We start from the raw sequence: 26,697 nt of genomic DNA, 5'->3' as shown, positions 1-26,697 counted from the left end.
TCTCTCCGGGCGGCAGGCATCCGCCGGTCCCATAATCGTTTCCGGGCGCGCTCCGGTCAAGCGGGAGTATGCTCTCCCGCCAGCCATTCCAGCGACCAGCGCGCTTTGGCGTCCTCGCCAAGCGCCTTCATCAGCTCGGGCAGGATGACGCGCATCTCGCTCTCGAAGACGAAGGGCGGGTTGACGACGACCAATCCCGTACCGTCGAAGAGGCCTTCCGCAGAGGCTGCGCGAACCTCGAAAACCACGTCGAGGATCTTCGGAATACCCACCTGCCTAAGCGCCGCGCGGAATTCCGCGACGGCGGCGCGGTTCTTCACGGGATACCAGAGCGCGTAGATGCCGCCCGGCCAGCGACGGTGCGCGCGGGCGAGTCCGTCGACCAACCGGTCGAACTCGCCGGCCTGTTCGAAGGGTGGATCGACCAGCACGAAGCCGCGCTTCTCCTTGGGCGGCAGGTGCGCCCCAAGAGCCAGCCAGCCGTCGAGTTCCATCGTCCGTACCTGGAAATCGCCGGCGAACAGCCCGCGCAGTCGGCCGAAATCCTGCGGATGGAGTTCGATTGCCGAAAGCCTGTCCTGCGGACGCAGCAGATGGCGCACGATCAGCGGCGACCCCGGATAGCTCTCGATCGCGCCGGCCGGATTGGCTGCCATGACCGCCCCGAGATAGGGCGCGAGGAGTTCGCGCGCTTCAGCCGAAAGGTCGGCCCTCAGAAGCCGGCCTATGCCGCCACGCCATTCCCCGGTCTTCTGGGCTTCCTCCGACGACAGGTCGTAGAGGCCGATGCCGGCGTGGGTGTCGATGACCCGGAACGCCTTGTCCTTGAGCTTCAGATACTCGACCAGCCGCGACAGGGCGACATGCTTGACGACATCGGCAAAATTGCCCGCGTGGTAGGCATGGCGATAATTCATCGCGCCCCACCGTCACGCCCATCGCCACTCCGGCCCCAACGCGGCGGCAGCGCTTCTGTGCTGGCGGCGCGGTCGCGCCTGCGCCGCCGGAGCGACAGCACCAGACCGATGAAGCCAATCGCGGCGGCGGCGTAGCCGATCGGCGGCACGCGCCGGTCGACGGAGACCGCGCTAGCACGCAGGACAAGGTCGACGGCGCTCATCTCGATGCCGTCGGCGTCACCCGGCCCGATGACAAAGATGTAGTCGCCGTCCTCGATATCGGTGATGACGCCGCCCTCGTCGCGATAGATGCGGTCGCGCATTTGCGGGCTTCGCTCCTGCGGCTTGGCCTCGGCGAAGGTCAGCGTGTCGGCAAGCACGGTGCGGCCGCCGGTCGAGGCGGTGACGGTGAGAACCGTGCTTCGCGGCGCAAACTCGACCGGACCGAGCGAGGTCAGGTCGACCAGCACCCGCACCGGCGCGTCAGCCTCCGTCAGCCGCGTGGTGACGGGCCTGAAGCCGCTGCCGCGCTCGTAAACCGGCCATGTCCCGAGTTCGCGGCCGGAAAAATTGGTGACCGCCCAGGGATAGCCGAACCCGGCAGCGACGCCAGCGATCAGGACAAGGAGGAAGAATGTGCGCATCGTATGGTCCAATTTCCCGGCAGCTTGCGGACGATTCAGGCCTTGCGTTCCCAGCGGCGGTCCGGCCTCTGCTGCCAGTAGGTGACCGCGTGCCCGCCGGCCTTCATCGTCTTCCAGTGCTCGCGCGCGGCCTCGACCTGCCCGGCATCGTGTCCGTCGAACAGGAAGACGGCGCGCTCATAGGCTGAAAGATCGGATGGCGACGCGCCGTCGACGAGGAAACGGATCGCCGCGCCGTTCGGATTGGCGTCGGTAACGGTCAGCAGCACCGGCTGCTCGGCCGCATACGGCTCGCGGTCTGTGCCGTGCGCCAGGAAGGAATCGTCGCGAAACGTCCAGAGATGCTGATCGAGCGCATCCCGCCGCTCCTCGCTGCCCGCCTGCACCACCGCCCGCCAGCCGCGCGCCGTACTGCGCTCCAGCAAGCCCGGCAGCGCATCCTCAAGCGTCGATTCAGTCAGGTGGTAGAAGAGAACTTCGGCCATAGCCTCGTGTTTATGCCGCTTTGCGTTTCGCTTCCACCGTCTTGGGGGGCAAGTTTCATCATTGCCACGCGTCGTTTCCGAGACGACTCGCTCACGGCTCTCCATACGAGATCGAGACTTTTTTTAATTCCGGGTGGATTCGCAGCAGCGGCGACTTTAGAAGTTTCATGAATTCTAGAATTCAGGCACAGTCTTGGCTTACAGACCCGAGATCGACGGATTACGCGCTGTTTCGGTTCTGGCCGTTATCTTTTTCCACTACGGTATCGACCCATTCTCCGGCGGCTTCGTCGGGGTCGATATATTCTTCGTCATCAGCGGCTACCTGATCACATCGATCATCTTCGCCGACATGCAGGCCGAGACATTCTCCTTCCTGGATTTTTACGACCGCCGGATCCGCCGCATCCTGCCAGCAACTTTGGCGACCATCGTTGTCACCGGTATTGCGGGATATTTCGTCCTTCTACCCTCGGACTTCGAAGACTTCGGGCGCAGCGCCGTTGCCTCGGCCGCGGGCTTCGCAAATTTCTATTTTCTTTGGAATAGCGGGGGGTACTTTGACAATTCGTCCGATCTGATGCCACTCCTACACATGTGGTCGCTCGGCATAGAGGAACAGTTCTACCTCCTCTGGCCCCTGCTGCTTTTCGGAATAGTGGCGCTTTCAAAGGGCTCTGCACGCGTTGCCGCAACCACCTTGGCGCTCTTGATCGCCGTAAGCTTCGCGGCATCAGTCATCGCGACGCCCGACAACCAGCACGCCGCATTCTATCTGCCACAAACCCGCGCGTGGGAACTTGCGCTGGGGGCAATCCTCGTTTTCGCGCCCAAGATCGGGCACCGCCCTATCGGCGAGGCAGCCGCACTCGGCGGCGCGATCTTGATCGTTTTTTCGATCCTGTACCTCCATCCGAAATACGCTTTTCCGGGATGGATCGCAGCCTTGCCGACCGTGGGAGCCGCGCTCATCGTATGGCCCAAGACGTTCGGTCCAGTTGCTACCTTGCCCTTGCGAATCTCCGGCGCGGTTTTCGTCGGCACGATCAGCTTTTCCCTCTATCTTTGGCATTGGCCGCTTCTTGCGCTCTACAGACACGTTAGTATGGATGAGACGCTGACTACCGGGGAGCAAGCCGTTCTCATCGCCCTCACATTCGTTCTCGCCGTTTTTTCCTGGCGCTTCATCGAGCAACCATTCAGGCGCTGGCGTCCACGCCGGGGCGCCGGGCTCGCGGCAGGCGCGACGGGAGTGGTTATCGTCGCGGCATGCGCCCTGCCCTTGGCTCTCACCGATGGCCTCCCGACACGCTTCTCGGCAGAAATCCAGTCTCTGGACAGATACCGCAAGTCGCAAGCAGCCGAACGTACGGGATGCCTGCTTACGACATGGACCGCCAAGGCCGAGATCGCATTCGATGAAGCCAAATGCCTTGCGAAGAGCACTTCCCAGCCGAATGTGCTCGTGATCGGCGACAGCCACGCGGCCCATTTCATGGGGGCTTTCAGGCGGATATTTCCCGAAATTTCGTTTGCGCAGGCATCTGCGTCGGGATGCCACCCGCTTGTTCCCGCCAAAGGCGCAGAACGCTGCACGCGACTGATGAAAATCGCGTTCGATCAATATCTTGACGGCTTCGAGGTGATTGTCATCTCCGCGCGACGGTCCATCAAAGACCGCGAGACCATCGGTGCCAGCGTCGCTGCGCTCGCGAAGCATGCACCCGTTGTCGTGCTTGGACCGAGCATTGAATACGAAGCACCGCTTCCGGCGCTTCTGGCGCGCTCCAGCATCACCGGGGTCGACTTGGTCTCCGAAAACGAGCGGCTTCGCTTCGTCGCCAACAAGTCAAGAAATCTGGAAGAAGCGCTCGAGGGAACAAGCGCCAGGTTCTACGACGTCCTGGAATATACCTGCCCGAAAAAAGTATGCCGAAGGACTGTTTTTCCCGGCGTCCCGCTCATGTACGACGACAACCACTTCACCTCGGAGGGAGCGGATTTTGTCGTCAGGCAATTGCGGTCCGACGGACTGTTTGCAAACCTCATCGCGCAAGCGCGTGCCGTTCACCCCTCGTAGTGATCCTTCACCAGACGATCCAGCAGGCGGACGCCGAAGCCGGAGGCCCATGACTGGCTGATCTCGCTCGATGGCGAGCCCATGGCAGTGCCGGCGATGTCGAGATGCGCCCAGGGCGTGTCCTTGACGAAGCGCTGCAGGAACTGGGCGGCAGTGATCGAGCCGCCGTACCGGCCGCCGATGTTCTTCATGTCGGCGTTCTTGGAATCGATCAGCTTGTCGTATTCCGGGCCCATCGGCATGCGCCACAGCTTTTCCTGCGTGGCGAGCCCGGCCTCGGTCAGGCGGCCGGCCAGTTCGTCGTTATTGGAGAAGAGACCGGCGTGGCTCTGGCCCAGCGCCACCATGATCGCGCCCGTCAGAGTGGCGAGGTTGATCATGAATTTCGGCTCGAAGCGCTGGTTGCAGTACCAGAGCGCGTCGGCCAGCACGAGGCGGCCCTCGGCGTCCGTATTCAGGATCTCGATGGTCTGGCCCGACATCGAGGTGACGATGTCGCCGGGCCGCTGCGCATTGCCATCGACCGCGTTCTCGACAAGGCCGATGATGCCGACCACGTTGGCCTTGGCCTTGCGGGCGGCAAGCGCATGCATGAGGCCGGTGACGGCGGCAGCACCGCCCATGTCGCCCTTCATCTCCTCCATGCCGGAAGCGGGTTTCATCGAGTTGCCGCCGGTATCGAAGGTGACGCCCTTGCCTATGAAGGCGACCGGCTTGTCCTTGGCCTTGCCGCCGTTCCACTGCATGACCGCGAGGCGCGCGCCGCGCGGCGAACCCTGCGCGACACCGAGTAGCGCGCCCATGCCGAGCTTCGTCATCTCCTTCTCGGTCAGCACTTCGACGGTGACGCCGAGCTTCGTCAAATCCTTTGCGACGGCCGCGAATTCGACCGGGCCGAGCTTGTTGGCCGGCTCGTTCACGAGGTCGCGGGCCAGCATGACGCCGTCGGCGATGGCTTCGGCGGCAGCAAACGCCCTCTTCGCGGCGGCCGGATCGGCGCACTGGATCACGAATTTCGATGGCTTGCGCTCGGTGGATTTCGCAGCGGGCGCTTTGGCCGCCTTCGCAGGCGCGCCCTCGTCGCCGCCCTTGGCGTCGGCGTCGTCCTTCTTCGTCTTGTACTTGTCGAAGGCGTAAGCGCGCAGGAGTATGCCCGATGCAACACCGGCTGCCTCGGTCGCGCCGACGCTCGTTCCAGGCAGGTCGAGCACGACGGCGACCTCAGCGGCCTTGCGGACCTGCGCCGCGATCGAACCGCCGAGCTTCAGCCAGTCATATTCCTTCAACGCGGCCGGCTTGCCGACGCCGACGACGAATAGACGGTCGAGCGCGGAACCCTGCGGCGCGACGATGTCCACCGACGAGCCCGCCTTGCCCGAGAAATCAGCGATCTTGAAGACGCGCGCGAACGTTTTCGCCTCGTCATAGGCGGCCGCCACCTTGCCGAGCTTGCCCTCGTCCGCGGCGAGCAGAACGACGACGCCCTTCTTTGGGCTGGAGTACTTGGCAAAGCTGATTGCGGGTCTGGTCGCCATGATCGTCCTGCGGATTTGGGGCCTTGCGGCACGTATTTGTCTTGAATGTCTGCGTTCTCCGATCTGTTTCTCGGAGTGCCGAAATTTCGGTGCGGACATTTCGCGGTTTTCAGGCATTTGGCAAGCGAAACGCCGCACGGATATGCCATGATGGAGGCGTTTACTGTGTTTCTTGGCGATTCGTTAGCCGTTCGGCCGCATGGTGAGGCGTGGCGGGAACGTGCGGAGCCGAATAAAACGTAACACCCTGAAGGTTGTGCGCCGCGTCGTGTGCGATTAACTAGTGCCTCAACTTCCCGCTCCGTAGGAGGCGGGCCAACAGGCCGTATGACGGTCATCCATCCTGCCCGAGGACACCTCCGCGCCGCATGAAGGTCTTCGAACGCTATATCCTACGGCGCACGCTGATGCTGTTCCTCGCCTCGCTCATCTGGACGGTAGCGATCGTGTGGACCACGCAGGTGCTGACCCGCATCAACCTGGTCACCGACAGCGGCCAGTCCGCGCTTGCGTTCTTCGAGATCGCCGCGCTGATCCTGCCGTCGGTGCTGCCGGTAGTCATCCCGTTCGCCACGGTAATCGCCATTGCGCAGACGCTGACGGTGATGAACAACGATTCGGAACTGGTGGTCATGAGCGCTGCCGGCGCCGGGCGCAGAAGCGTCATCCGCCCCGTAATGACACTGGCGATCGTCGCCTCCATCGCCAGCTTCGCCATCGACAACGGGGCCGAGCCCTACGCCCGCCAGAGAGGCCGCGAACTGGTGGCCGCCGCGCGCGCCGACTTCCTGTCTCTGGTTATCCAGGAGGGAACGTTCCGAAAGATTGAGGAAGGGCTCTACATCCAGATCAGCGAAAGGCTGCCTGACGGGCGGCTTTCGGGCATCTTCGTCGCTGATTCGCGCACCGAAGGCACCGACCTCATCTATTACGCCAAGTACGGCCAGGTCAGCGAAGGCGAAGCCGGTACGGTGCTGGTCATGGACGAGGGCGAGATCCAGAGGAAGATGGATGGAAACGAGATCTCGATCATCCGCTTCTCATCCTACGCTTTCGACCTTTCCGCCTTCACGGCTTCATCAAAGGCGCCGACGCTGCATCCGAAGGACCGCACGATCGGCTATCTGCTCGATCCCGATCCGGACGACTCCTTCTACAAGAACAATCCGCAGTCGATTCGCGCCGAGCTGCATCGCCGCTTCACCGACTGGACCTATCCGGCCGTGTTCGGCCTGATTGCACTGGCGGTGATCGGCAATGCGCGGTCTCACCGTGACAGCCGCCTCAACCCGCTGGCGACCACGGTCATCATCGCGCTCATCGTGCGCTGGCTGGGTTATGTCGCGGCAAACCAAGTGCAGGCGGCGCCGGCCGTGTGGCCGCTGGTCTATGCGGTCCCGCTGGTCTTTTCGGCGATCCCGATCTGGTTCATCGCCACCAACCGGCCGATGGAACTGCCGGTCGCCTGGGCCGACCGCCTTATCTCCCTGTTCCGGGCGATTGGCGACCGCATGATGATGATGCGCACCGGCCGGCCCGACGCGGCATCGGGAGGGTCCGCCTGATGGGCTGGACGCTCAACCGCTATTTCCTCTTCCGCTACTTGACGATCGCGGTTTGGTATTTCGTCGGCATCTACGCGCTGATCATGCTGATCGACTTCACCGAGTTCTCGAGCCGCACCGTCGGGCTTCCGGGCTACAGCATTCGGCTGGCGTTCACGGTGTCGGCGCTGCGGGTGCCGATCATCATGCAGCAGGCGGTGCCGTTCGTGGCACTGGTGGCCGCGATAACGACGCTCGTCTCCCTCAATCGCAAGTCCGAACTAGTGATCGCGCGGGCGGCCGGCATCTCGGCGTGGCAGTTCCTTCTGCCCTGCTGTATTGGCGCGCTGCTGTTCGGGCTGTTCACGGTGGGTGTCCTGAACCCCCTGGCCGCGCATGCCGTCTCGCGCTCCGAAAGCCTGGAAAACGAGTTCCGCGCGGGACGAGCCGGCGCGACGTCCAGCGACGCCGCGCCTTGGCTGCGGCAGAAGACCGGCAACACCGACACGATCATCGGCGCCCGCACCGTCCTGAACCAGGGACTGGAACTGGCGGACGTCACGATGTTTTCGCTTGATAGCGACGGCAACATCTTCGAGCGGCGCGACGCAGCGCGCGCCTACCTGCGCGACGGCTACTGGGAGTTGCACGACGTGCGCAGCATTCGCGCCGGCGAACAGCTGCCGCACATGGACACCGACCGGGTGGCGACCAACCTGCGGCCCGAGTTCGTACAGGAAAGGCTGGCGCGGCCCGAAACCATCCCCTTCTACGAGCTTCCCGAGAAGATCGAGGTGGCGCAATCTTTCGGCCTCAAGGCAAGCGCTTTCGCCACGCAATTCCATACACTTATGGCGCTGCCTTTCCTTTTGGTCGCAATGACTCTCATCGCCGCAACCACGTCGATGCGATTTCAGCGAATGGGGCAATCGGCGACGATGATTCTGGGTGGCGTCCTCGCCGGCTTTCTGCTTTATGTTGTTTCTGTTCTTGTTAAAGCGTTCGGCAATGCGGGACTGGTGCCGCCTTTCGTCGTGGCCTGGATTCCAGTTGTCGTGGCGATGTTTTTCGGGGTAACATTCCTGCTGTACAAGGAGGACGGTTAGTTGGGGGTTGCGGCACATTCAGACCGCAAATCGGCCAGAATGGCGCGCCTGCTTGGCGCGACTGCCCTGTCCTGCCTCGTCTACGCCGCGGTGCTTCCCGAATCGGCTTTCGCGCAAGGCCTTGAAGACATTGCGTCGACCGTGCCTGAAGGCAGCGAGATGCTGCTCGAGGCCGACACGCTGGTCTACGATAACAACGACGAGACCGTTACGGCGTCCGGCGGCGTCCGGATCGATTATGGCGGTAACAAGCTCGTCGCGAATCAAGTGAGCTACGACCGGAGTACGCGGCGCCTGATCGCATCCGGCAATGTCGAGGTCATCAACCCCGACGGCACCAAGGTCTTCGCAGATACGATCGACGTGACCGACGATTTCGGTGACGGCTTCGTGAACGCATTGCGCGTCGAGACCGCCGACAAGATTTATTTCGCCGCCGAAAGCGGCGAGCGGCGCGGCGGGTTCCTGACCACGCTGAACAATGGCGTCTACACGGCCTGCGAGCCTTGCGCCGAAAAGCCTGACAAAGCGCCGACATGGCGCATCAAGGCCAAGAAGATCATCTGGAACAGCAAGACGAAGACGGTTCGCTTCGAGGATTCGACCTTCGAGTTTTTCGGACTGCCGCTCGGCAAGCTGGCGTCTTTCGAGATCGCCGACCCGACCGTGAAGCGCAAATCCGGCTTCCTCATCCCGGGGGTCAGTTTCACAACTGACTTGGGCATGGGTGTCTCGGTTCCCTACTATTTCGCTCTGTCGCCCACTTACGACCTGACGGTCACGGGCACGGGATACACCCAACAAGGCTTCCTTGGCGAAGCCGAGTGGCGCCAGCGTTTCAACAATGGCGAGTACAGCGTGACCTTTGCTGCGATCAACCAGGCCAAGCCGGAGAAATTCGACTACAACACGGTTGATTCTGGACCGGCCGGTGATCCGAACGAGTTCCGCGCCATGATGGGGACGAAGGGTCTTTTCGCCATCAATTCACGTTGGGACTTCGGCTGGAACATCCTTGCGCAGACGGACAAGAATTTCTCGCGCACCTATGGCATCGATAACTACAACAACTTTATCCAGCGCTCCGAGGTGTTCCTGACGGGGCTCGACGACCGCAACTATTTCGACCTGCGCGGCATGCATTTCGACGTCCAGGAACGGACTCTTGATACCAATCCCGACGGAACGGAGAACTTTGACGCTCGCGACAAGGAACAGCCGTGGGTCCTGCCCAGCTTCGATTATTCCAAGACGCTCGACCAGCCAGTGTTCGGCGGCGAGTTGAGCTTCGACGTCAATTCGCGGGTCATTCTGCGTGAGAAGCTGGATATCCAATATTTCGATCCGGACGTACCAACCAACATCGAGACCGTAAACGGCATCAAGAATTCGTCGGCTCGCCTGACGGCAGAAGGCGAGTGGAAACGCTCCTTCGTGTCGGACGGCGGCCTGGTAATGACGCCGCTGCTCGCCTTCCAGGCCGACACGACGGGCGTCGACTATTCCTCGGAATCGGTTGCAGCCATCCAGAACATGGCGGCAAGCCATCCTGGCGGAAGCTTCATGACCGATATCCGCGACGCCTATAACCGCTTGCTCGCGACGGCCGGATTGGAGCTGCGCTTACCGCTCCTCTTTGCCTCGGAAGGATCGAGCCACGTTCTCGAACCGATGGCGCAGGTCTTTGCTCGCAACGACGAGCCTTATGGCAAGACGCTCGGCATGCCCAACGAGGACGCGCAGAGCTTCGTGTTTGACGCCACCTCGCTGTTCGAACGGGACAAGTTCGCTGGCTATGACCGCATCGAGGGCGGCACGCGCGCCAATGTCGGCTTCCGCTATTCCGGCATTCTCGGCAACGGCTGGACCACCAACGGCATCGTCGGCCAATCCTATCACCTCGGAGGCGAGAACTCCTTCTCCGATCCGGATCTCGTCAACGTCGGCGCCTATTCCGGACTGGAAACCGATACGTCGGATTTTGTGGGACTGCTCGGCTTCGCGACCCCGAACGGTTTCTCCGGCTCGGCCAGCGCTCGCTTGGACGAACAGTCGCTCGAGCTTCGCCGTGGCGAACTGAAGGCGGGTTACTCCTCCGACAGGGTCTTCGTCGGTGCAAAATACGCGTTCATCCAGGCGCAGGAGCTCTACGGTTTCGACGAGGATCGCCGCGAACTGTCCTTCGGCGCTTCTACCCGCCTTCACGAATCGTGGCGCGCGTTCGGCTCGGGCACCTACGATTTCGAGAACAGCATCATGGCCAAGAGCGCTGTCGGCTTTGCCTATGACGACGACTGCTTCACCTACCTGATGACCTATTCCCAGAATCGCGACGTCGAAAGCCGCGAGACAAGCTCGACCATCGGCTTCAACGTCTCCTTCCGCACGCTGGGTGCGTTCGGCACGGCATCGGACTCGTTCTCCGACCTTTAACGCATGATCCCGATCTGCAGCGCATGATCCCGATCTGCAATCGCGGCAACGTGTATGGTTGTACCCTTACGGGACGACATTCTTTTGCCGTATAGGGAAGGCATGGAGCCTTCAAACCGGATCAAAACAGAGGACGGGAATACAACCTCATGTTTTCGATAAGAAAATACCTCACGACGATGAGCCTGGCGCTGTCGCTGGCGGCCCCCCCGGCTGGCCTTGTCATCTTCTCCTCGCCTGCGTCGGCAAGCGAGATCAAGGTCGTCGTCAACAACATTCCGATCACGAGTTACGATATCCAGCGCCGTGCGGCGTTCCTGAAGCTGCAGCGCCGGGGCGGAAACGCGAACGCCGAGGCTCAACAGCAGATGATCGACCAGACCTTGAGAATCGCAGAAATGCGGCGACTGGGCATCACGATCACCGACGACCAGGTGGCTGCCGCCTATGCCAACTTCGCCAAGTCGAACAAGATGACACAGGCCCAACTCGACGGCATCATGAACCAGTCGGGTGTGACCAAGGCGCACTTCAAGGAGTTCATCCGCAGCCAGATGGGCTGGAGCCAGGTGCTCAGCCGCAGCGGCCGCAGCGTCGGCGGCAAGAAGGTAACCGAGCAGGACGCGGTAAGGCGCATGCTCGAAAAGGGTGGCGCCAAGCCGACCGCGACCGAATACATGCTGCAACAGGTGATCTTCGTTGTGCCGGCCAGCGAACGCAGCAAGATGGCGCAACGCAAGCGCGAGGCAGAAGCCATGCGGGCCCGCTTCAGCGGATGCAACAACACGCGTGAGTTCGCGAAGGGGCTGGTCGATGTGACCGTCAAGGATCTCGGCCGCAGGCTGGCGCCCGAGCTGCCGCCGGACTGGGCGGAAGAGATCAAGAACACCCGCGTCGGCGGAGCGACCGGCGTGCGGCAGACAAATGTCGGCATCGAGTTTCTGGGCGTCTGTTCGTCTCGCGAAGTCTCCGACGACCGCGTTGCGCAGTTGACCTTCCAGGCGGAAGGAAATTCTGCCGCTGGCAACGAAGACCTGAGCAAGAAATATCTCGAGCAGTTGCGCGAGAGAGCCAAGATCGTCGAACGCTGACGTTCATGGCTGTCGCCGCGGAAGGCCGCGCTACGAGTATCGACGGCCTGCCCCCGCTGCGCGACGTTATCGAGCGGCATGGGCTTCAGGCGAAGAAGTCGCTCGGCCAGAACTTCCTGCTGGACCTCAACCTGACCGGAAAGATCGCGCGCGCGGCGGGCGATCTTTCGCAGACGACCGTGATCGAGGTCGGACCCGGCCCGGGCGGACTGACGCGGGCTTTGCTGATGAACGGCGCGCAACGTGTCGTGGCGGTCGAGCGCGACGAGCGGTGCCTTGCCGCCCTTGCCGAGGTCTCGGACCACTATCCCGGGCGACTGGAGGTCGTTGCCGGCGATGCGCTACAGACCGATTTCGCGGCGATTGCCGGGGCCGGACAGCCAGTCAGGATCGTTGCGAATCTGCCCTATAACATCGGCACCGAACTGCTGGTGCGCTGGCTGACGACGCCGCAATGGCCGCCCTTCTATCTGTCCATGACCCTGATGTTCCAGCGCGAGGTGGCGGAACGGATCGTCGCAAAGCCGGGCACGGACAGCTATGGCCGGCTTGGCGTCCTGGCAGGCTGGCGCACGGACGCCAGGATCGCCTTCGACGTGCCCCCGCAGGCCTTCACGCCGCCGCCCAAGGTGACGTCGTCGGTCGTTCACCTGACACCGCGGCAAAGCCCCCTGCCCGCCAATGTGAAGACGCTTGGCCGCGTGACGGAAGCCGCCTTTGGCCAGCGCCGGAAGATGCTGAGGCAAAGCCTCAAAAGCCTCGGCGGCGAAAGCCTGCTCGCGGCCGCCGGCATCGACCCCACGCGACGCGCTGAGACGCTGAGCGTGGAAGAGTTCGTCCGGCTGGCGAATGCTATCTAGAACGCTACTCATCACTTTCGTCTTGTTCGCAACAACGGGCGTATCCTTTGCGCTCGTCACCACTCTTGCAGCCCGCTTCGGAAACCAAGCCGTGCTGGTTGACGACATGCCGCTGCGTGATGGTTCCGATCAGCATGTCATAGACAATCTCAAGAATGGCGAGATTGTGCTTCTAAAGTCCTGCTCTAAGCAGACTTTTCGCTGTCTCGTGAAACGAGGTGGAATTGAAGGTTCTGTTCACGTCGTTCAAACGAAGTTGAGCCTGGGTGAGTGTCTCTTGCACGGTACGTGCACAGGACTTTCTGCTTATCGGTCGCCGCCATTCACCGTCAGGTACTGATCCGCCATCCGCGGAACGGACATCAGATCTTCTCGTCAAGCAATCCCGAGACGAAGTCGAACAGGCCGGGACGGCGGTCGCGGCGAAGGCGCTCAGCGGCGACGATGGAGACGACCTGCGAGAAGGCGCGGTCGAGATCGTCGTTGACGACGACATAATCGTAGTCCTTCCAGTGCTCCAGTTCTTCGCGGGCGTTCTGGAGCCGTTTCGAGATCACGGCTTCCTGATCCTCGGCCCGGCGCATAAGCCTTGCCTTGAGCTCGCTCATCGAGGGGGGCAGGATGAAGATCGAGACGATGTCGCCACGCATCTTGTCGCGCAACTGCTCGGCGCCCTGCCAGTCGATGTCGAAGAGCATGTCGCGCCCTTCGGCCATCGCCTTTTCGGCAGGACCGCGCGGCGTGGCGTAAAAATTGCCATGCACCTCTGCCCATTCGAGCAGTTCGTCATTGTCCCGCAATATCTCGAACTCGCGCAGGGTGCGGAAATGATAGTGCCTGCCGTCGATCTCGCTGCCGCGGCGCGGCCGTGTGGTCACGCTGACGGACAGTTCGAAGTCCTTGTCGCTTTCCAGGAGATTGCGCGCGATGGTCGACTTGCCGGCGCCTGACGGCGACGACAGGACCAGCATCAGCCCGCGCCGGCGAATCCTTGATCCGACATCATTGGCAGCCATGCCCTACTCCAGATTCTGCACCTGCTCGCGAAACTGATCGACCACAGCCTTCAGTTCCAGCCCGATGGCCGTCACCGATGCCGCGTTCGACTTCGAGCAGAGCGTATTCGATTCGCGGTTGAATTCCTGCGCCAGGAAATCGAGCTTGCGGCCGATGGCCCCGCCCGAGCCGAGCAGCGATCTCGCCGATGCGACATGGGTATTCAGCCGGTCGATCTCCTCGCGGATATCGGCCTTGGTCGCGAGGAATGCGGCTTCCATGTGCAGTCGGCTTTCGTCGAGAGTTACCGAAGCCTCCAGTAGCAGGCGGACCTGCTCGGCCAACCTCTGGCGGATCACGGAAGGCTCGCGCGATGGATCGGCCTCGGCCTTCAGCGTTAGCGCCTCGATGGAATCGACATGGCCGAGAAGCAAGCGCTTCAACGCATCCCCTTCCGCCATGCGGGCGGCCTCAAGGCCGGCGATCGCATCCTCGAACGCCGCGAGAAGAGCCGTATCGAGCGCGGCGCGCTCCTCCTCGCTTTCCGCCTGTTCGGGCAAATCGAGCACGCCACGCAGCGACAGCAGGCCGTCGGCTCTTGCCGCGCTGACACCAAACTGTTCCTGCAGCCGCTGTGCGAGGCCGGCGACATCCTTCAGGAACGCTTCGTTGACAACGGGTTGCGCCTGGGTCGCGGCCGAGCGGCTGACCGTCAGCGTCGCCTGGAAATTGCCGCGAGAGAAGCGCTTCTGGATGGCTTGGCGCACGGCCTGCTCGAGCCGCTCGAAGCCGGCAGGCAGGCGCAGCCGCAGCTCCACACTCTTGCCGTTGACGGACTTGACCTCCCAGGCGATGGAGACGCCCCTGTGATCCGCGACGGACCGCGCGAAACCGGTCATGCTCTGCAACGCCAAGATCGTCTCCCCTGCCCGCGCTGTTGCCGGACGCCTGCGATCCAAGCGCCATCGCATCCATAGGGGACGACGGTCAAGCCCGCTCTGCGACGGGGTTGCGGTACCGGCGGTTATTGCGCCGTCGTTTGAGGGACAGTTCCGGTCTGCTCCGAAGAGGCGGCAGCAGCCGCGGCAGCCTCGGCCTGCTTCTTCTCGAACGCGCGCCAGCGGGCGACGTTCTCGTTGTGCTCTTCGAGCGTCTCGGCAAACACGTGGCCGCCGGTTCCGTCCGCGACGAAGTAGAGATCATTGGTCTTGGACGGGTTGGCGACTGCCTCCAGCGATTCCCGTCCCGGATTGGCGATCGGGCCGGGCGGCAGGCCGTTGACAACGTAGGTGTTGTAGGGCGTCGGCTTGTCGATGTCCGATTTGTAGATCGGCCGGTCGGCCGGTTTGCCCTTGCCGCCGAAGATACCGTAGATGATCGTCGGGTCGGACTGCAGGCGCATACCCTTGTTCAGCCGGTTGATGAAGACGGCGGCAACGCGCGAACGCTCGTCGGCAACGGCCGTCTCCTTCTCGACGATTGAGGCGAGCGTGACGAACTCGTTGATGTCGGCGATCGGCAGGCCGGACACGCGGCGGCTCCAGATCGTCTCCACCAGCCGCTTCTGGTCCGCCAGCATCTTGTCGATGATCTGCTGGCGCGTCGCGCCGCGGGTAAATTTCTGGGTATCGGCCACAAGGCTGCCTTCCGGCGGCATTTCCGCGGGCATGTCGCCCGTCAGCGCCTCATGCTCGGCAATGCGTTGGAACGCCTGCTCGACCGTCAGCCCTTCCGGGATCGTCAGCGATGCCAGCACAGACTTGCCGCTTTCCAGCAGTTCCATGATGTCGCGCATCGAGGCATGCGCCTTGATCTCGTATTCGCCCGCCTTCAGCACGCCGCCCTTGTCGTAGGCGCGGACGCCGAGCCGGAAGATCCGTGCATCGCTGATCAAGCCGCGCCGCTCGAGTTGGTCGGCGATCTCGGCGGTGCCTGTGTTGTCGCGCACCATGAAGTTGGTGGTGACCGTTGACGGACCCGGCCCATCGAATGCGCGTTTGCCGACATACAGCGCCACGCCCGCCATGACGAGGATGAGCATCGCCGACGTGACGATGAAATTCATGAAGACGACAAACTGGCTGCGCGAGGCACGCGAACGCTTCGGAGGAGCAGGCGCCACTTCGGGCCGCAGGGCCTCGCTCGCAGTCTTGGGAACGATGGGCTGTGCCCGCCTGCCGAACTCGCTGTTGCCTTCTGAATCGATGCTCATGCCGCCTCAACCGTGTGTTTAGGATCGACTCTCCCCCGAGAGCAGTCCGGAGCCTAAGCGTGAATATGGCAAAAATCGCAGCGACGCTGCGACTTTAGCCATTGTAACGCTGGAACACGACCGAGGCGTTGGTGCCGCCAAAGCCGAAGGAATTCGAGAGCGCGACATCGATCTGCCGCTGGCGCGGCTTGTTGGGCACGAGGTCGATGGCCGTCTCGCGCTCGGGATTGTCCAGATTGATGGTCGGCGGCGCAACATTGTCACGGATCGCCAGCAGCGAAAAAACGGCCTCTACAGCGCCCGCACCGCCGAGCAGATGGCCGATCGAAGACTTGGTCGACGACATCGACACCTTGGAGGCTGCGTTGCCGACGAGGCGCTCGACCGCGCCGAGCTCAATCGTGTCGGCCATGGTCGAGGTGCCATGCGCATTGATGTAGTCGATGTCGGCGGGTGCAAGTTTCGCGCGGTTGAGCGCCGCCGTCATGCACCGGAACGCGCCGTCGCCGTCCTCGGACGGCGCCGTGATGTGGTAGGCATCGCCTGTCAGGCCATAGCCGACGATCTCGGCATAGATGCGGGCGCCACGAGCCTTGGCGTGTTCCAGTTCCTCCAGAACCACCGCGCCAGCGCCCTCGCCGAGCACAAAGCCGTCGCGGTCCCGGTCATAGGGACGCGAAGCCTTTTCGGGCGTGTCATTGTAGTCTGTGGACAACGCGCGGCAGGCAGCGAAACCGGCGACGCCGAGCGGCGTGATCGGCGCTTCGGAACCGCCGGCGACCATCACGTCGGCGTCGCCGAACATGATCAACCGCGAGGCATCGCCAATGGCGTGCGCACCGGTTGAGCAGGCCGTGACGACTGCATGGTTAGGGCCTTTTAACCCGTGGCGGATCGAGACCTGGCCGGAAATCAGGTTGATGATGTTGGCCGGAACGAAGAAGGGGCTGATGCGGCGGGGCCCGCGTTCCTTCAGGATGATGGCGTTCTCGGCAATGCCTTCCAGTCCGCCGATGCCTGAGCCCATCAGGACGCCGGTCGCGCAGCGATCGGCCTCCGTCTTCGGCTCCCAGCCCGCATCCTTCAGGGCTTCGTCGGCAGCCGCGATCCCGTAGACGATGAAGTCCGTGGTCTTGCGCAGTTCCTTGGGCTCCATCACGCTCTCGGGATTGAACGTGCCGTTGGAGCCGTCGCCGCGCGGGATCGAATGGGCGACCTTCGCGGCGTAGTCCGAAATGTCGAACTTGGTGATGCGGGTGCAGGCGGAGCGGCCCGAAAGCAGCTCCCTCCAGCTATGATCCACGCCCGCGCCGAACGGCGAGACGAGACCCAAGCCTGTGATGACGACACGCCTCATCTGTGGCGTCCTCGGAACTGCCGAAACTGCAAGAAAGCGTCAGGCCGACGCTTTGTCGATGAACTTGACGGCGTCGCCGACGGTCAGGATCGTCTCGGCGGCATCGTCCGGGATCTCGACCCCGAATTCCTCTTCGAAGGCCATGACGAGTTCGACCGTGTCGAGGCTGTCTGCGCCGAGGTCGTCGATGAAGCTCGCCTGTTCGGTGACCTTGTCGGCGTCGACGCCCAGGTGCTCTACAACGATCTTCTTCACGCGCTCTGCGGTGTCACTCATTTGGGGCATCCTCGCCTTAATTTATATCTGTCTTCGTTAGCTGCCGGAATGGCGCCAATCAAGCTTTAAAGATAACGCCTCGAAACGGCCCGGGAACGGCCGGGTTCATGTCAAAGCGCCGGATCGGAGGCCGCATTACACGAAAAAAACCCCTTGTCCAAGACCTGAAATAATCTGTGAAGCCGCCGTTACGGCAGGTCTCAGATCATCGCCATGCCGCCATTGACGTGGATTGTCTGGCCGGTGACGTAACCCGCCTCGTTGGAAGCAAGGTAAGCCACGGCCGACGCCACTTCCGGTCCCGTGCCCATGCGCTTCGAAGGGATCGCGGCCATGATCGCCTCCTTCTGCTTGTCGTTCAGCTTGTCTGTCATGGCCGATTCGATGAAGCCCGGAGCCACGCAGTTGACGGTAATCGACCGGGTGGCGATTTCCTGCGCCAGCGACTTGGAGAAGCCGATCATGCCGGCCTTGGAGGCGCAATAATTGGCTTGGCCAGGATTGCCGGTGACCCCGACGACCGAGGTGATGTTGATGATGCGGCCAAAGCGGCGGCGCATCATCGGATGGGTGAGTTCGCGGGTCAGCCGGAACACAGCGCCCAGATTGATGTCGAGAACCGCATCCCAGTCGTCGTCGGACATGCGCACGAAAAGGCCGTCCTTGGTGATGCCGGCATTGTTCACGAGGATATCCACGCCTTCGAGCTCAGCCTCGGCCTTCTGGCCCAGCGCCTTGACCTCGTCGCGGTTCGACAGGTTGGCGGGGAAAAGCTTGACGCGATCCCCGAGCTTTGCGGCCAGAGCCTCCAGCTTCTCGACCTTCGTCCCGTGCAGGCCGACGATGGCTCCCTGCGCGTGCAGCACCTCGGCGATAGCCTCGCCGATGCCGCCGGATGCTCCCGTCACGAGTGCCTTGCGGCCGGTCAGTTCGAACATGCTTTCGCTCCAGTCCTTGAGAGAGCACTCCCTTGATAGGGGTAGTGGCTTGATTCAGTTCAGGGCGGCCACCGCCGCTTCCACGTCCGCCGGAGTACCGACATTGGCGGTGGCCATATCCCTGTTGATGCGGCGCGCGAGGCCCGAAAGTACCTTGCCGGAGCCGACTTCATAAAGCGTCGTGACGCCGTTCGTGCCGAACCACTCCACCGTATCGCGCCAGCGTACCCGGCCGGTGACCTGCTCGACCAGCCGTTTGGCGATCTCATCTGGGTCGGTAAGCGGCTGAACGACGACGTTGGCGACGACCGGCACGGCAGGCGCGTTTTTCGTGACCTTGGCCAGCGCCGCGCGCATGGCGTCGGCCGCCGGGCCCATCAGGGCGGAATGGAAGGGCGCGGATACCTGCAGCATAAGCGCACGCTTGGCGCCCTTTTCGGTGCAGAGCTTGGCGGCGCGCTCGACGGCGGCCTTCTCGCCGGAAATCACCAACTGCCCGCCGCCATTGTCGTTGGCGATCTGGCAGACCGAATTTTGTGCAGCCTCCGCGCAGGCTGCCGCCACGTCCGGCTCCTCAAGCCCGATGATTGCAGCCATAGCGCCGACGCCGGCCGGGACGGCCGCCTGCATTGCGTTGCCACGAATGCGCAGGAGACGCGCCGTGTCGCCGATCGAGAAGGTGCCGGCGGCAGCCAGGGCCGAATATTCGCCGAGCGAATGGCCGGCGACGAAGGCGACCTTGTCCTTTAGGACAAAACCACGCGCTTCGAGCGCCCGTATCGCCGCCATCGACACCGCCATCAAGGCTGGCTGCGCGTTGGCGGTCAGGGTCAGCGTCTCCTCCGGCCCTTCCCAGATCACCTTCGACAGTTTTTCGCCGAGTGCCTCATCGACCTCGTCGAAGACGCGCCGGCCTTCGGGGAATGCGTCAGCCAGATCCTTGCCCATGCCGACGGTCTGGCTGCCCTGCCCCGGAAAGGTGAATGCTATCGCCATGCTCTGATCTTGGCTCCTTTTACCGCTTGCCTCTGAAACAAGCCGCTTGCGCAAGTCAAGTGCAGCCTTTGCCCGCCAAATAGCGCCGTTCATACGGCGTTCATTGTGCAACTGCGAAAAAATGTGATGCCGGCTACCCAATTGCCGCCACAGGGGCTGGCTTTTTGTGACGGAACCATGACAGAGAAATGACGTTCTATCGCCTACCGAGGAACCATAAGTTGGCAAATCAGAACCTGATCGAAGAGCCGGCAGGGGAAACCTGCCGTCCCCGGAAGAGCGGGCCCTTGCGCCGGATGCTCGAGTGCGGTGGCGTATTGCTTGTTACCGTCATTCTTTCAGCCGCTCTCGTCTTCCTGATCGAACTCATCGCTCGCGGCTCCTGGCAGCACACCGTGGATTTCTTCAGCCAGCCGTTCAGGCCGGGCTGGACCACCGTCGTCCTGTTTGCGCTTCTGTTGATCGGATTCGATGCGCTATTCGGCCGTCGGCATATCAGCCTGCTTTTCATCGCGCCGATCGCGCTTCTTCTTGCGGCCATCGGCAATCAGAAGATTTCGTATCTAGGCGACCCGCTCTATCCGACCGACTTCCTCTACTCGCGCCAGATCATGGAGCTTGCGCCGCTGCTCATCCGCGAGCGGCCGGGCACGGCGGCCGCGATCCTCGCCGGTGGTGCCCTGTCGATCTTCCTGCTGGTGACCGCCTGGCGCTACTGGCGTCGGGTGCGTCCACCGATCCGCTGGCGCATGCGCGCGGCACGGCTCGCCGTTGTCCTGCCGGCGCTAGCCTTCTTCGTCTCGATCATGGATTTCGCGACCTTCTCGTGGACCCGCGACCGCCTGCAGATCATCCCGATCATGTGGGACCAGAAGGAAAACTACGCCTCCAACGGCTTTGCCATCGCGTTTGCGCTGAACGTGCCGATGGCCAAGGTGCTCGCGCCGCCGGCCTACAGTGACGATGTGCTCGACGCCATCGAGCCCGGGTCGACGGGCGTTTCCATGCCCGAGGAGAAGCCCGACATCATCGTCGTGATGAGCGAATCCTTCTGGGATCCGACGCAACTGCCGAAAACCACGATCACGCCCGACCCGATGCCCCATGTTCGCGCCGTACGTTCGGGATCCGTGTTCTCGCCAGAATTCGGCGGCATGACGGCCAATGTCGAATTCGAGGCGCTGACGGGTTTTTCCAACGCCTTCCTGCCCTATGGCAGCATCCCATATCAGCAATATGTGCGCGGTGCGGTGCCCTCGCTCGCCAGCTTCTTCCGCGCCGAAGGCTATGAAACGACGGCCATGCATCCCTTCGAGGGATGGTTCTGGAACCGCGAGCATGTCTACGACGCCTTCGGCTTCGACCGCTTCCTGTCGATTGAGAAGCTGCCGCCGATGCGCTCTCGCGGGCCGCTTGTGTCGGACGATTCTCTGACCGACGAGATCATCCGCCGCGCCGACGCTGCCGAGCGGCCGTTCTTCACCTTCGCCGTCAGCCTGCAGGGACACGGCCCCTATGAGCCGAACCGCTATACCGATCCGAGCGTGAAGGTCGAATCGGTGGCCAGCTACTGGACCGGCAAGTCGATCCAGACCTATGCCGAGAGCATCGCAGACGCCGACCGCAGCTTCCAGCGTCTGATCGACTGGGCGCAGAAGCGCGAGCGGCACACGGTCCTCGTGTTCTTCGGCGACCATCTGCCGCCGCTCAACCAGGCCTATACCGAGACCGGCTTCATGGCCGGGCCGGTGCCGGATCGGCGAGAGGAGGCCGCAAAACTCGCACAGCACCGGGAAACGCCGCTGGTCGTCTGGTCGAACAAAAATGGTCCGATGAAGGACATCGGCTCGATCAGCCCGTCGCTGATTCCGCTGAAGCTTTTCCAGGCGGCGGGCATCGAGCATCCCTACTATACCGGCTTCCTCGGCCGCGTGGATGCGGAATACGACGTCATCGAGCGGCATGTGCTGATCGCACCAACCGGCGCGACACAGGATTGGTCGCAGCAGAAGCTTGTCGACCCGCTGATCAACGACTTCCGCCTGCTGCAATACGACGCGATGTTCGGAAAGCAGCGGACAACGCCGCGCTTCTTCCCCAACCTGCCCAAGCCGACGGGGGTTTAGTCGACTGTTCGAATTGGCGCCGGCGGGCTTGCCATATCCCCCCTTCCCCTGTATGGACCGCCGCAATCTGCCGGTCCTGCTGGGGGCTGAACGGAGGGTTGGGGTTCGCCCCTCATGAAGCCAGAAGCGCTTCGGCCTCCCGTGTCTCCGCTCTCGACCGTCTCGAAGATGCGCCTTTCTCTTCCTGAGGCGGCCTAAAGGCCCTCGAAGGATTGGACAAGTCGCAGAGGCTTAGCCGCGGGAACCGGACAGGGACGTGAAACGAAAGGCAAAGAACAAATGGCACTATACGAGCATGTGTTCCTTGCCCGGCAGGATCTGTCGCAGCAACAGGTCGATGCACTTGTCGAGCAGTACAAGGGCATTGTCACCGAGCATGGCGGCAGCGTTGGCCGGGTCGAGAACTGGGGACTGAAGTCCCTCACCTACCGCGTCAACAAGAACCGGAAGGCATACTACACGCTTATGGACCTCACCTGCCCGCCGGCAGCCCTGAAGGAACTCGAGCGTCAGCAGGGCCTCTCCGAGGACATCCTGCGCTTCATCAGCATCAAGGTGGAGAAGCACGAGGAAGGTCAGTCGGCCATGCTGCAGAAGCGCGAAGAGCGCTCCGAGCGTGGTGATCGCGGCGGCTTCGGCGACCGTGGCCCGCGTTCGTTCGGCGATCGGGACCGTGGTGATCGTGGCGACCGTGGCCCGCGTTCGTTCGGTGACCGTGATCGTGGCCCGCGCCCGCCTCGCGACAACTCTGAAGGAGCTGCAGAATAATGGTCGACATCAACCAGATCCCGACCCGGCGTCCGTTCCACCGCCGCCGCAAGACCTGCCCCTTCTCCGGCGCCAACGCCCCGAAGATCGACTACAAGGACGTGCGTCTCCTCCAGCGCTACATCTCCGAGCGCGGCAAGATCGTTCCGTCGCGTATCACGGCTGTCAGCCAGAAGAAGCAGCGCGAACTCGCCAAGGCGATCAAGCGCGCGCGCTTCCTTGCGCTGCTTCCCTACGTGGTGAAGTAAGGCCAATTCCGGCGCGGGCTTTGTCCGCGCCGGCCCCTTCCGCGACGGGCGCGACAGGTGGACAGTCAAATCCCGGGTTGGGTTTCGGCAGAACGCCGGACCCTAACTGCCTGACGGGCAGGACAGCGAAACCAGCGCTCCCGGCGCATCTTTGCTTCCTGACCTCGTCTTTTGATTCAAGCCCTTTGGGCATCGAAAGGACAAAACCATGGAAGTCATTCTTCTCGAACGCATTTCCCGCCTCGGCCAGATGGGCGAGACCGTCAACGTCAAGGACGGCTACGCCCGCAACTTCCTGTTGCCGAAGGGCAAGGCGCTGCGCGCCAACGAAGCCAACAAGAAGAAGTTCGAGGGCCAGCGCGCCCAGCTCGAAGCCCGCAACCTCGAGCGCAAGTCGGAGGCCAGCACGGTCGCCGAGAAGCTCGACGGCAAGAGCTTCGTGATCGTCCGCTCCGCCGGCGAAACCGGCCAGCTCTACGGCTCGGTGTCGACCCGCGATATCGCTGACCTGCTGACCGCCGAGGGCTTCACCGTCTCGCGGAACCAGGTCGAGCTCAACCAGCCGATCAAGACCATCGGCCTGACCAACGTGGCGATCGCGCTGCATCCGGAAGTCGAGGTCACCGTGACGCTCAACATCGCCCGCTCGACGGACGAGGCCGAGCGCCAGGCCAAGGGCGAGACGCTGACGACGGCCGAAGCCATCTACGGCGACGACATCAACGAGAACGCACGGCCGGACGCCTTCTTCGACCCGAACGCGGACGAAGAGGCAGGCGACGAGGCCTGATCGGCTTCTTCACCAGCAAGGAATGAAAAGGCCCGGGTTCGCCCGGGCTTTTTCTTTTGTTTGGCGACGGCAGCGCCTGTGAGTTGGCATGATCCCTGATGCAGCTTTTGTGCCACAGGGAACTTTTCAAACCGCGACAAATTGGGCAGACTGGTCAACCGTTCGTGATGGGAATGGGACTTCTGCCGTGAATAAGCTGTTGCAGCGCGTCATTTCAGGTCTCGTCAAGACCGGAAGTCTCAGCATCACCGGTCCGGATGGGAAGAAACATACGTTTGGCGATGGTACCGGCCAGCCGGTACACGTCCACATCAAGAGCGCGCGCGCGGCACGCGCCATGGCGATCGATCCGATGCTGGCCGTGCCCGAAGCCTACATGAACGAGGAAATCGACATCCTCGAAGGCGATACTCTCGACCTTCTGCGCGTCGGCTTCCAGAACATGGACCCAAGCGGCATCGACGCTACATTTTCGAAGGCGATCGAGGGTTTCCGCCACGCATTTCGGCGGCTGCAGCAGGTCAATACGACGACACGCTCCAGGAAGAATGTGCAGCGGCACTACGATCTGTCGGGTGAACTCTACAAACTCTTCCTCGACAAGGACATGCAGTATTCCTGCGCCTATTTCGAGAGCCCGGATGTTACGCTCGAGGAAGCGCAACTGGCCAAGAAGCGCCACCTCGCCGCCAAGCTGCGCCTGAAACCCGGCCAGAACGTGCTCGACATAGGCTCCGGCTGGGGTGGGCTCGGCCTCTATCTCGCGAAGAATTTCGAGGTGGACGTGCTGGGCGTCACGCTGTCCACCGAACAACACGGCGTGGCCACCGAGCGCTCGCAGGCCGAGGGCCTGGAAAACCACGTCCATTTCGAGATCAAGGACTATCGAAACATCTCGGAGCGCTTCGACCGCATCGTGTCGGTCGGCATGTTCGAGCATGTCGGCCTGAACCACTACCGCACCTTCTTCGACAAGTGCGCGCAACTGCTCAAGCCTGACGGCGTGATGGTGCTGCACACGATCGGCCGCAGCGGCCCGCCCTATGCGACCAATGCCTTCATCCGCAAATACATCTTCCCCGGCGGCTATATCCCGTCGCTTTCGGAGGTGATGCCGTCGATCGAGAAGTCGGGGCTCGTGGTCAACGATATCGAGATCCTGCGTCTCCACTATGCCGAGACGCTGAAGCACTGGCGCACCCGCTTCCTCGCCAACCGCGAGAAGGCCAAGGCGATCTATGACGAGCGTTTCTGCCGCATGTGGGACTTCTACCTGGCCGGTTCGGAAGCCGCGTTCCGCTGGCAGGATCTGGTCATCTTCCAGATCCAGCTGACCCGGAAGAACGACACGCTGCCTGTGACGCGCGACTATATCCAGGAAACCGAGAAGGAACTGGCGCAGCATGATTGCGGACAGCGGCAGGCGTCGGAGGCGGTGAGCGCGAAGCCAGCCCCGAAGAAGGCGGCGCCAAAGCGCAAGACGAGCGCGAAGAAGGCCTAAACCTGGGTCTTTCCAGCATTGTCAGAAGCTGCGCGTTGCCTCACACTGGACGCGACAATCTCCGGTCCGGTTGCGCGGGAAACTTAAATGACCATTCCAGTCTTCATCGCGGCAGCACTTGCCGAGATCGCCGGTTGTTTCGCCTTCTGGGCCTGGTGGCGGCTGGACCGGTCGGCGTTGTGGCTGATCCCCGGCATCGCCTCGCTGATCGCCTTCGCATGGCTGCTGACGCTGGCCGAAAGCGATGCCGCCGGCCGCGCCTACGCAGCCTATGGCGGCATCTACATCACGGCGTCGCTGGCGTGGCTGTGGCTGGCGGAAGGCGTTCGGCCGGACCGCTGGGACGTGGTTGGCGTCGCCATCTGCCTCGTCGGCGCGTCGGTCATCCTCTTCGCGCCGCGCGCGGCCTGAAATGGAACTTCCCGTGGCGCTCCGGCAGGCGGTCGAGCGCTATCTCGAAGGCACGCCGCTGGACGAATTGCGTACAGCCGCCGACCGCCTGTCGCGGCGCTACCGCGCAGAGATGCGCGACGGCCGCCTGCATCTGGACGGCGAGACCGCCATGAAGGCCTATCTCGCCGCTCGCCTGCCCGCCACCTACGCGGCCATCCGCGCCAGCATGAATTATCTCGCTGAGGCCGCACCTGATTTCGCGCCACGGACACTGATCGATGTGGGCGCTGGCCCCGGCTCGGTGCTCTGGGCGGCCAGTGATTGCTGGAACAGTCTCGAAGGTGCGACGATGATCGAGGCCAGCGACGCCGCCCGCAAGACGGGACTAGTGCTTGCTGCGGATGCGGCGCTTCCCAACGCACACTGGATTGCGGGCGATGCGACAAGGCCGCTACCGGCCGATAAGCCTGCCGACCTCGTGACGCTCTCCTATGTGCTCGACGAACTCGCCCCGGACGCGGTGCCGGCGCTGGTCGATCGCCTGTGGGCGTTGACCGCGCAAATGCTGCTGGTGGTCGAGCCCGGAACGCCAGCCGGCTGGCAGCGAATCCTCACGGTCCGTGGCCGGTTGATCGAGGCCGGCGCGCATGTCGCAGCTCCCTGCCCGCACGAATCTCCCTGCCCGCTCATTCCGCCCGACTGGTGCCATTTTTCGCGGCGGGTTGCGCGCTCGCGCCTGCACCGGCTGACCAAGAACGCCGAGGTGCCGTGGGAGGACGAAAAGTTCATCTATCTGGCAGCGTCGCGACCGTCCGTCCCGATTCCGACCGCCCGCATCATCGCGTCGCCGCAGCACAGCAAGGGACGCATCGAATTGAAGCTCTGCCTTGCAGACGGCGATGTCGTGGAGCGGCTGGTAACCAAGCGCGACGGCGAAGCTTTCCGCCGCGCGCGGCGGGTCGATTGGGGCGACACGCTGCCGACACAACCCTGAGGCAGAAAATGGCCGTTGGAGCGGCCAACGGTCCACAGTAGCAACGCTGAGCACGCAAATGCCTTCTGGACACCCGGCGGCTTGGCCACGCATAGTCCGAACCAGATTTTCGCATGTTCAGTACGCAGGAGGGTGATGTGGCACTGGAAGATGGCAAGCGTTTTCTGATCGGCAAGCTTGTGGGCGTGCTCTGCATTATCCTCGGGTTTCTGGTCGCCGCATCGGGCTACCGGTCGGACGCGATGCTGTACATGATCGCGGGGGTCGTGATCCTCGCCATTGGCATTGGGATTCTGATGTCCAAGGTGGCCAGGCGCAACGCCGGGGCCTGAGCGCTCCTCATCGCGACATGAGTATGTTAGGCTGGAGAAACGCCTCCGGCCGCGCTTTTGCACGCTCAAAGTTCTTGTTTCGTTCTACGAGTT

General features: G+C 62.7%; 25 protein-coding genes. 14 read left to right on the top strand and 11 right to left on the bottom strand.

The annotated features are described in order from the left end of the window. Positions 1 to 56: 56 nt before the first annotated feature. The 3 genes from ABMA32_RS16870 to ABMA32_RS16860 are packed head-to-tail and all read right to left on the bottom strand — an operon-like array spanning position 57 to position 2,028. The gene (locus ABMA32_RS16870) at positions 57 to 917 is read right to left on the bottom strand and encodes a 23S rRNA (adenine(2030)-N(6))-methyltransferase RlmJ (protein WP_349014977.1); all 861 of its coding nucleotides are present in this window, start codon (positions 915 to 917) and stop codon (positions 57 to 59) included. After that, entirely contained in the window at positions 914 to 1,543 is a 630-nt protein-coding gene (locus ABMA32_RS16865) for a hypothetical protein (RefSeq protein ID WP_349014976.1), read from the bottom strand. The genes ABMA32_RS16870 and ABMA32_RS16865 overlap by 4 nt, the downstream gene beginning before the upstream one ends. Positions 1,544 to 1,578: 35 nt before the next feature. Next, entirely contained in the window at positions 1,579 to 2,028 is a 450-nt protein-coding gene (locus tag ABMA32_RS16860) for a DNA polymerase III subunit chi (protein ID WP_349014975.1), read from the bottom strand. 193 nt (positions 2,029 to 2,221) lie between these two features. Here ABMA32_RS16860 and ABMA32_RS16855 point away from each other — a divergent pair, with 193 nt between their 5' ends. After that, positions 2,222 to 4,108, top strand: coding sequence for an acyltransferase family protein (locus tag ABMA32_RS16855; protein WP_349014974.1), 1,887 nt, complete (start codon positions 2,222 to 2,224; stop codon positions 4,106 to 4,108). On the opposite strand, the gene ABMA32_RS16850 is transcribed toward ABMA32_RS16855, so the two are convergent. Further along, positions 4,096 to 5,643 carry a leucyl aminopeptidase gene (locus ABMA32_RS16850; RefSeq protein WP_349014973.1) on the bottom strand — a complete coding sequence of 516 codons (1,548 nt, stop codon included), beginning with the start codon at positions 5,641 to 5,643 and terminating at the stop codon, positions 4,096 to 4,098. The two genes, ABMA32_RS16855 and ABMA32_RS16850, sit on opposite strands and share 13 nt — an antisense overlap. Positions 5,644 to 6,011: 368 nt before the next feature. Here ABMA32_RS16850 and lptF point away from each other — a divergent pair, with 368 nt between their 5' ends. The 5 genes from lptF (at position 6,012) to rsmA (ending at position 12,677) form a co-directional block, all read left to right on the top strand. Next, a complete protein-coding gene (gene lptF, locus ABMA32_RS16845) occupies positions 6,012 to 7,208 on the top strand; it encodes an LPS export ABC transporter permease LptF (RefSeq protein ID WP_349014972.1) in 1,197 nt (398 codons plus the stop codon). Beyond that, positions 7,205 to 8,293, top strand: a complete 1,089-nt coding sequence (lptG, locus tag ABMA32_RS16840; RefSeq protein ID WP_349015465.1) for an LPS export ABC transporter permease LptG — start codon at positions 7,205 to 7,207, stop codon at positions 8,291 to 8,293. The genes lptF and lptG overlap by 4 nt, the downstream gene beginning before the upstream one ends. Positions 8,294 to 8,332: 39 nt before the next feature. Beyond that, a complete protein-coding gene (locus ABMA32_RS16835; protein ID WP_349014971.1) occupies positions 8,333 to 10,726 on the top strand; it encodes an LPS-assembly protein LptD in 2,394 nt (797 codons plus the stop codon). A gap of 149 nt (positions 10,727 to 10,875) precedes the next feature. Further along, a complete protein-coding gene (locus ABMA32_RS16830; protein ID WP_349014970.1) occupies positions 10,876 to 11,817 on the top strand; it encodes a SurA N-terminal domain-containing protein in 942 nt (313 codons plus the stop codon). Between the two features lie 5 nt (positions 11,818 to 11,822). Then, positions 11,823 to 12,677, top strand: a complete 855-nt coding sequence (gene rsmA, locus ABMA32_RS16825) for a 16S rRNA (adenine(1518)-N(6)/adenine(1519)-N(6))-dimethyltransferase RsmA (protein WP_349014969.1) — start codon at positions 11,823 to 11,825, stop codon at positions 12,675 to 12,677. A 362-nt stretch (positions 12,678 to 13,039) separates the two neighbouring features. On the opposite strand, the gene gmk is transcribed toward rsmA, so the two are convergent. The 7 genes from gmk to fabD form a co-directional block, all read right to left on the bottom strand. Then, on the bottom strand, positions 13,040 to 13,693 hold the full coding sequence (gmk, locus tag ABMA32_RS16820; protein WP_349014968.1) for a guanylate kinase: 654 nt from the start codon (positions 13,691 to 13,693) through the stop codon (positions 13,040 to 13,042). A 3-nt stretch (positions 13,694 to 13,696) separates the two neighbouring features. Continuing rightward, on the bottom strand, positions 13,697 to 14,587 hold the full coding sequence (locus ABMA32_RS16815) for a YicC/YloC family endoribonuclease (RefSeq protein ID WP_349014967.1): 891 nt from the start codon (positions 14,585 to 14,587) through the stop codon (positions 13,697 to 13,699). A 110-nt stretch (positions 14,588 to 14,697) separates the two neighbouring features. Continuing rightward, positions 14,698 to 15,885, bottom strand: coding sequence for an endolytic transglycosylase MltG (gene mltG, locus ABMA32_RS16810; RefSeq protein ID WP_349014966.1), 1,188 nt, complete (start codon positions 15,883 to 15,885; stop codon positions 14,698 to 14,700). A gap of 94 nt (positions 15,886 to 15,979) precedes the next feature. Further along, positions 15,980 to 17,242 carry a beta-ketoacyl-ACP synthase II gene (gene fabF / locus ABMA32_RS16805; RefSeq protein WP_349014965.1) on the bottom strand — a complete coding sequence of 421 codons (1,263 nt, stop codon included), beginning with the start codon at positions 17,240 to 17,242 and terminating at the stop codon, positions 15,980 to 15,982. A 39-nt stretch (positions 17,243 to 17,281) separates the two neighbouring features. After that, positions 17,282 to 17,518: an acyl carrier protein gene (locus ABMA32_RS16800; RefSeq protein WP_292772911.1), complete on the bottom strand. Its 237-nt coding sequence runs from the start codon at positions 17,516 to 17,518 to the stop codon at positions 17,282 to 17,284. A 200-nt stretch (positions 17,519 to 17,718) separates the two neighbouring features. Next, on the bottom strand, positions 17,719 to 18,456 hold the full coding sequence (gene fabG, locus ABMA32_RS16795; RefSeq protein ID WP_349014964.1) for a 3-oxoacyl-[acyl-carrier-protein] reductase: 738 nt from the start codon (positions 18,454 to 18,456) through the stop codon (positions 17,719 to 17,721). 54 nt (positions 18,457 to 18,510) lie between these two features. Further along, positions 18,511 to 19,452 (bottom strand): ACP S-malonyltransferase, encoded by a 942-nt coding sequence (gene fabD / locus ABMA32_RS16790; RefSeq protein ID WP_349014963.1) that lies wholly within the window; start codon positions 19,450 to 19,452, stop codon positions 18,511 to 18,513. A 296-nt stretch (positions 19,453 to 19,748) separates the two neighbouring features. Between fabD and ABMA32_RS16785 the strand changes: the two genes are divergently transcribed. The 8 genes from ABMA32_RS16785 (at position 19,749) to ABMA32_RS16750 (ending at position 26,604) form a co-directional block, all read left to right on the top strand. Then, positions 19,749 to 21,578, top strand: a complete 1,830-nt coding sequence (locus ABMA32_RS16785; RefSeq protein WP_349015464.1) for an LTA synthase family protein — start codon at positions 19,749 to 19,751, stop codon at positions 21,576 to 21,578. A gap of 279 nt (positions 21,579 to 21,857) precedes the next feature. After that, entirely contained in the window at positions 21,858 to 22,346 is a 489-nt protein-coding gene (gene rpsF / locus ABMA32_RS16780; protein WP_349014962.1) for a 30S ribosomal protein S6, read from the top strand. Further along, complete coding sequence (gene rpsR / locus ABMA32_RS16775; RefSeq protein WP_121581525.1) at positions 22,346 to 22,594, top strand: 30S ribosomal protein S18; 249 nt, start codon at positions 22,346 to 22,348, stop codon at positions 22,592 to 22,594. Before rpsF ends, rpsR begins: the two co-directional genes overlap by 1 nt. 208 nt (positions 22,595 to 22,802) lie before the next feature. Continuing rightward, positions 22,803 to 23,384: a 50S ribosomal protein L9 gene (gene rplI, locus ABMA32_RS16770; protein WP_349014961.1), complete on the top strand. Its 582-nt coding sequence runs from the start codon at positions 22,803 to 22,805 to the stop codon at positions 23,382 to 23,384. A gap of 187 nt (positions 23,385 to 23,571) precedes the next feature. Further along, on the top strand, positions 23,572 to 24,885 hold the full coding sequence (locus tag ABMA32_RS16765; protein ID WP_349014960.1) for a cyclopropane fatty acid synthase: 1,314 nt from the start codon (positions 23,572 to 23,574) through the stop codon (positions 24,883 to 24,885). An 87-nt stretch (positions 24,886 to 24,972) separates the two neighbouring features. Next, entirely contained in the window at positions 24,973 to 25,296 is a 324-nt protein-coding gene (locus ABMA32_RS16760) for a YnfA family protein (protein ID WP_349014959.1), read from the top strand. 1 nt (position 25,297) lies between these two features. After that, complete coding sequence (locus ABMA32_RS16755) at positions 25,298 to 26,272, top strand: small ribosomal subunit Rsm22 family protein (RefSeq protein WP_349014958.1); 975 nt, start codon at positions 25,298 to 25,300, stop codon at positions 26,270 to 26,272. 137 nt (positions 26,273 to 26,409) lie between these two features. After that, positions 26,410 to 26,604 carry a hypothetical protein gene (locus ABMA32_RS16750; RefSeq protein WP_292772902.1) on the top strand — a complete coding sequence of 65 codons (195 nt, stop codon included), beginning with the start codon at positions 26,410 to 26,412 and terminating at the stop codon, positions 26,602 to 26,604. Positions 26,605 to 26,697 lie beyond the last annotated feature (93 nt).

The sequence above is a fragment of the Mesorhizobium quangtriensis genome, assembly GCF_040081925.1.
Taxonomy (GTDB): Bacteria; Pseudomonadota; Alphaproteobacteria; order Rhizobiales; family Rhizobiaceae; genus Mesorhizobium_K; species Mesorhizobium_K quangtriensis.
This window is presented reverse-complemented; position numbering and strand designations above follow the sequence as displayed.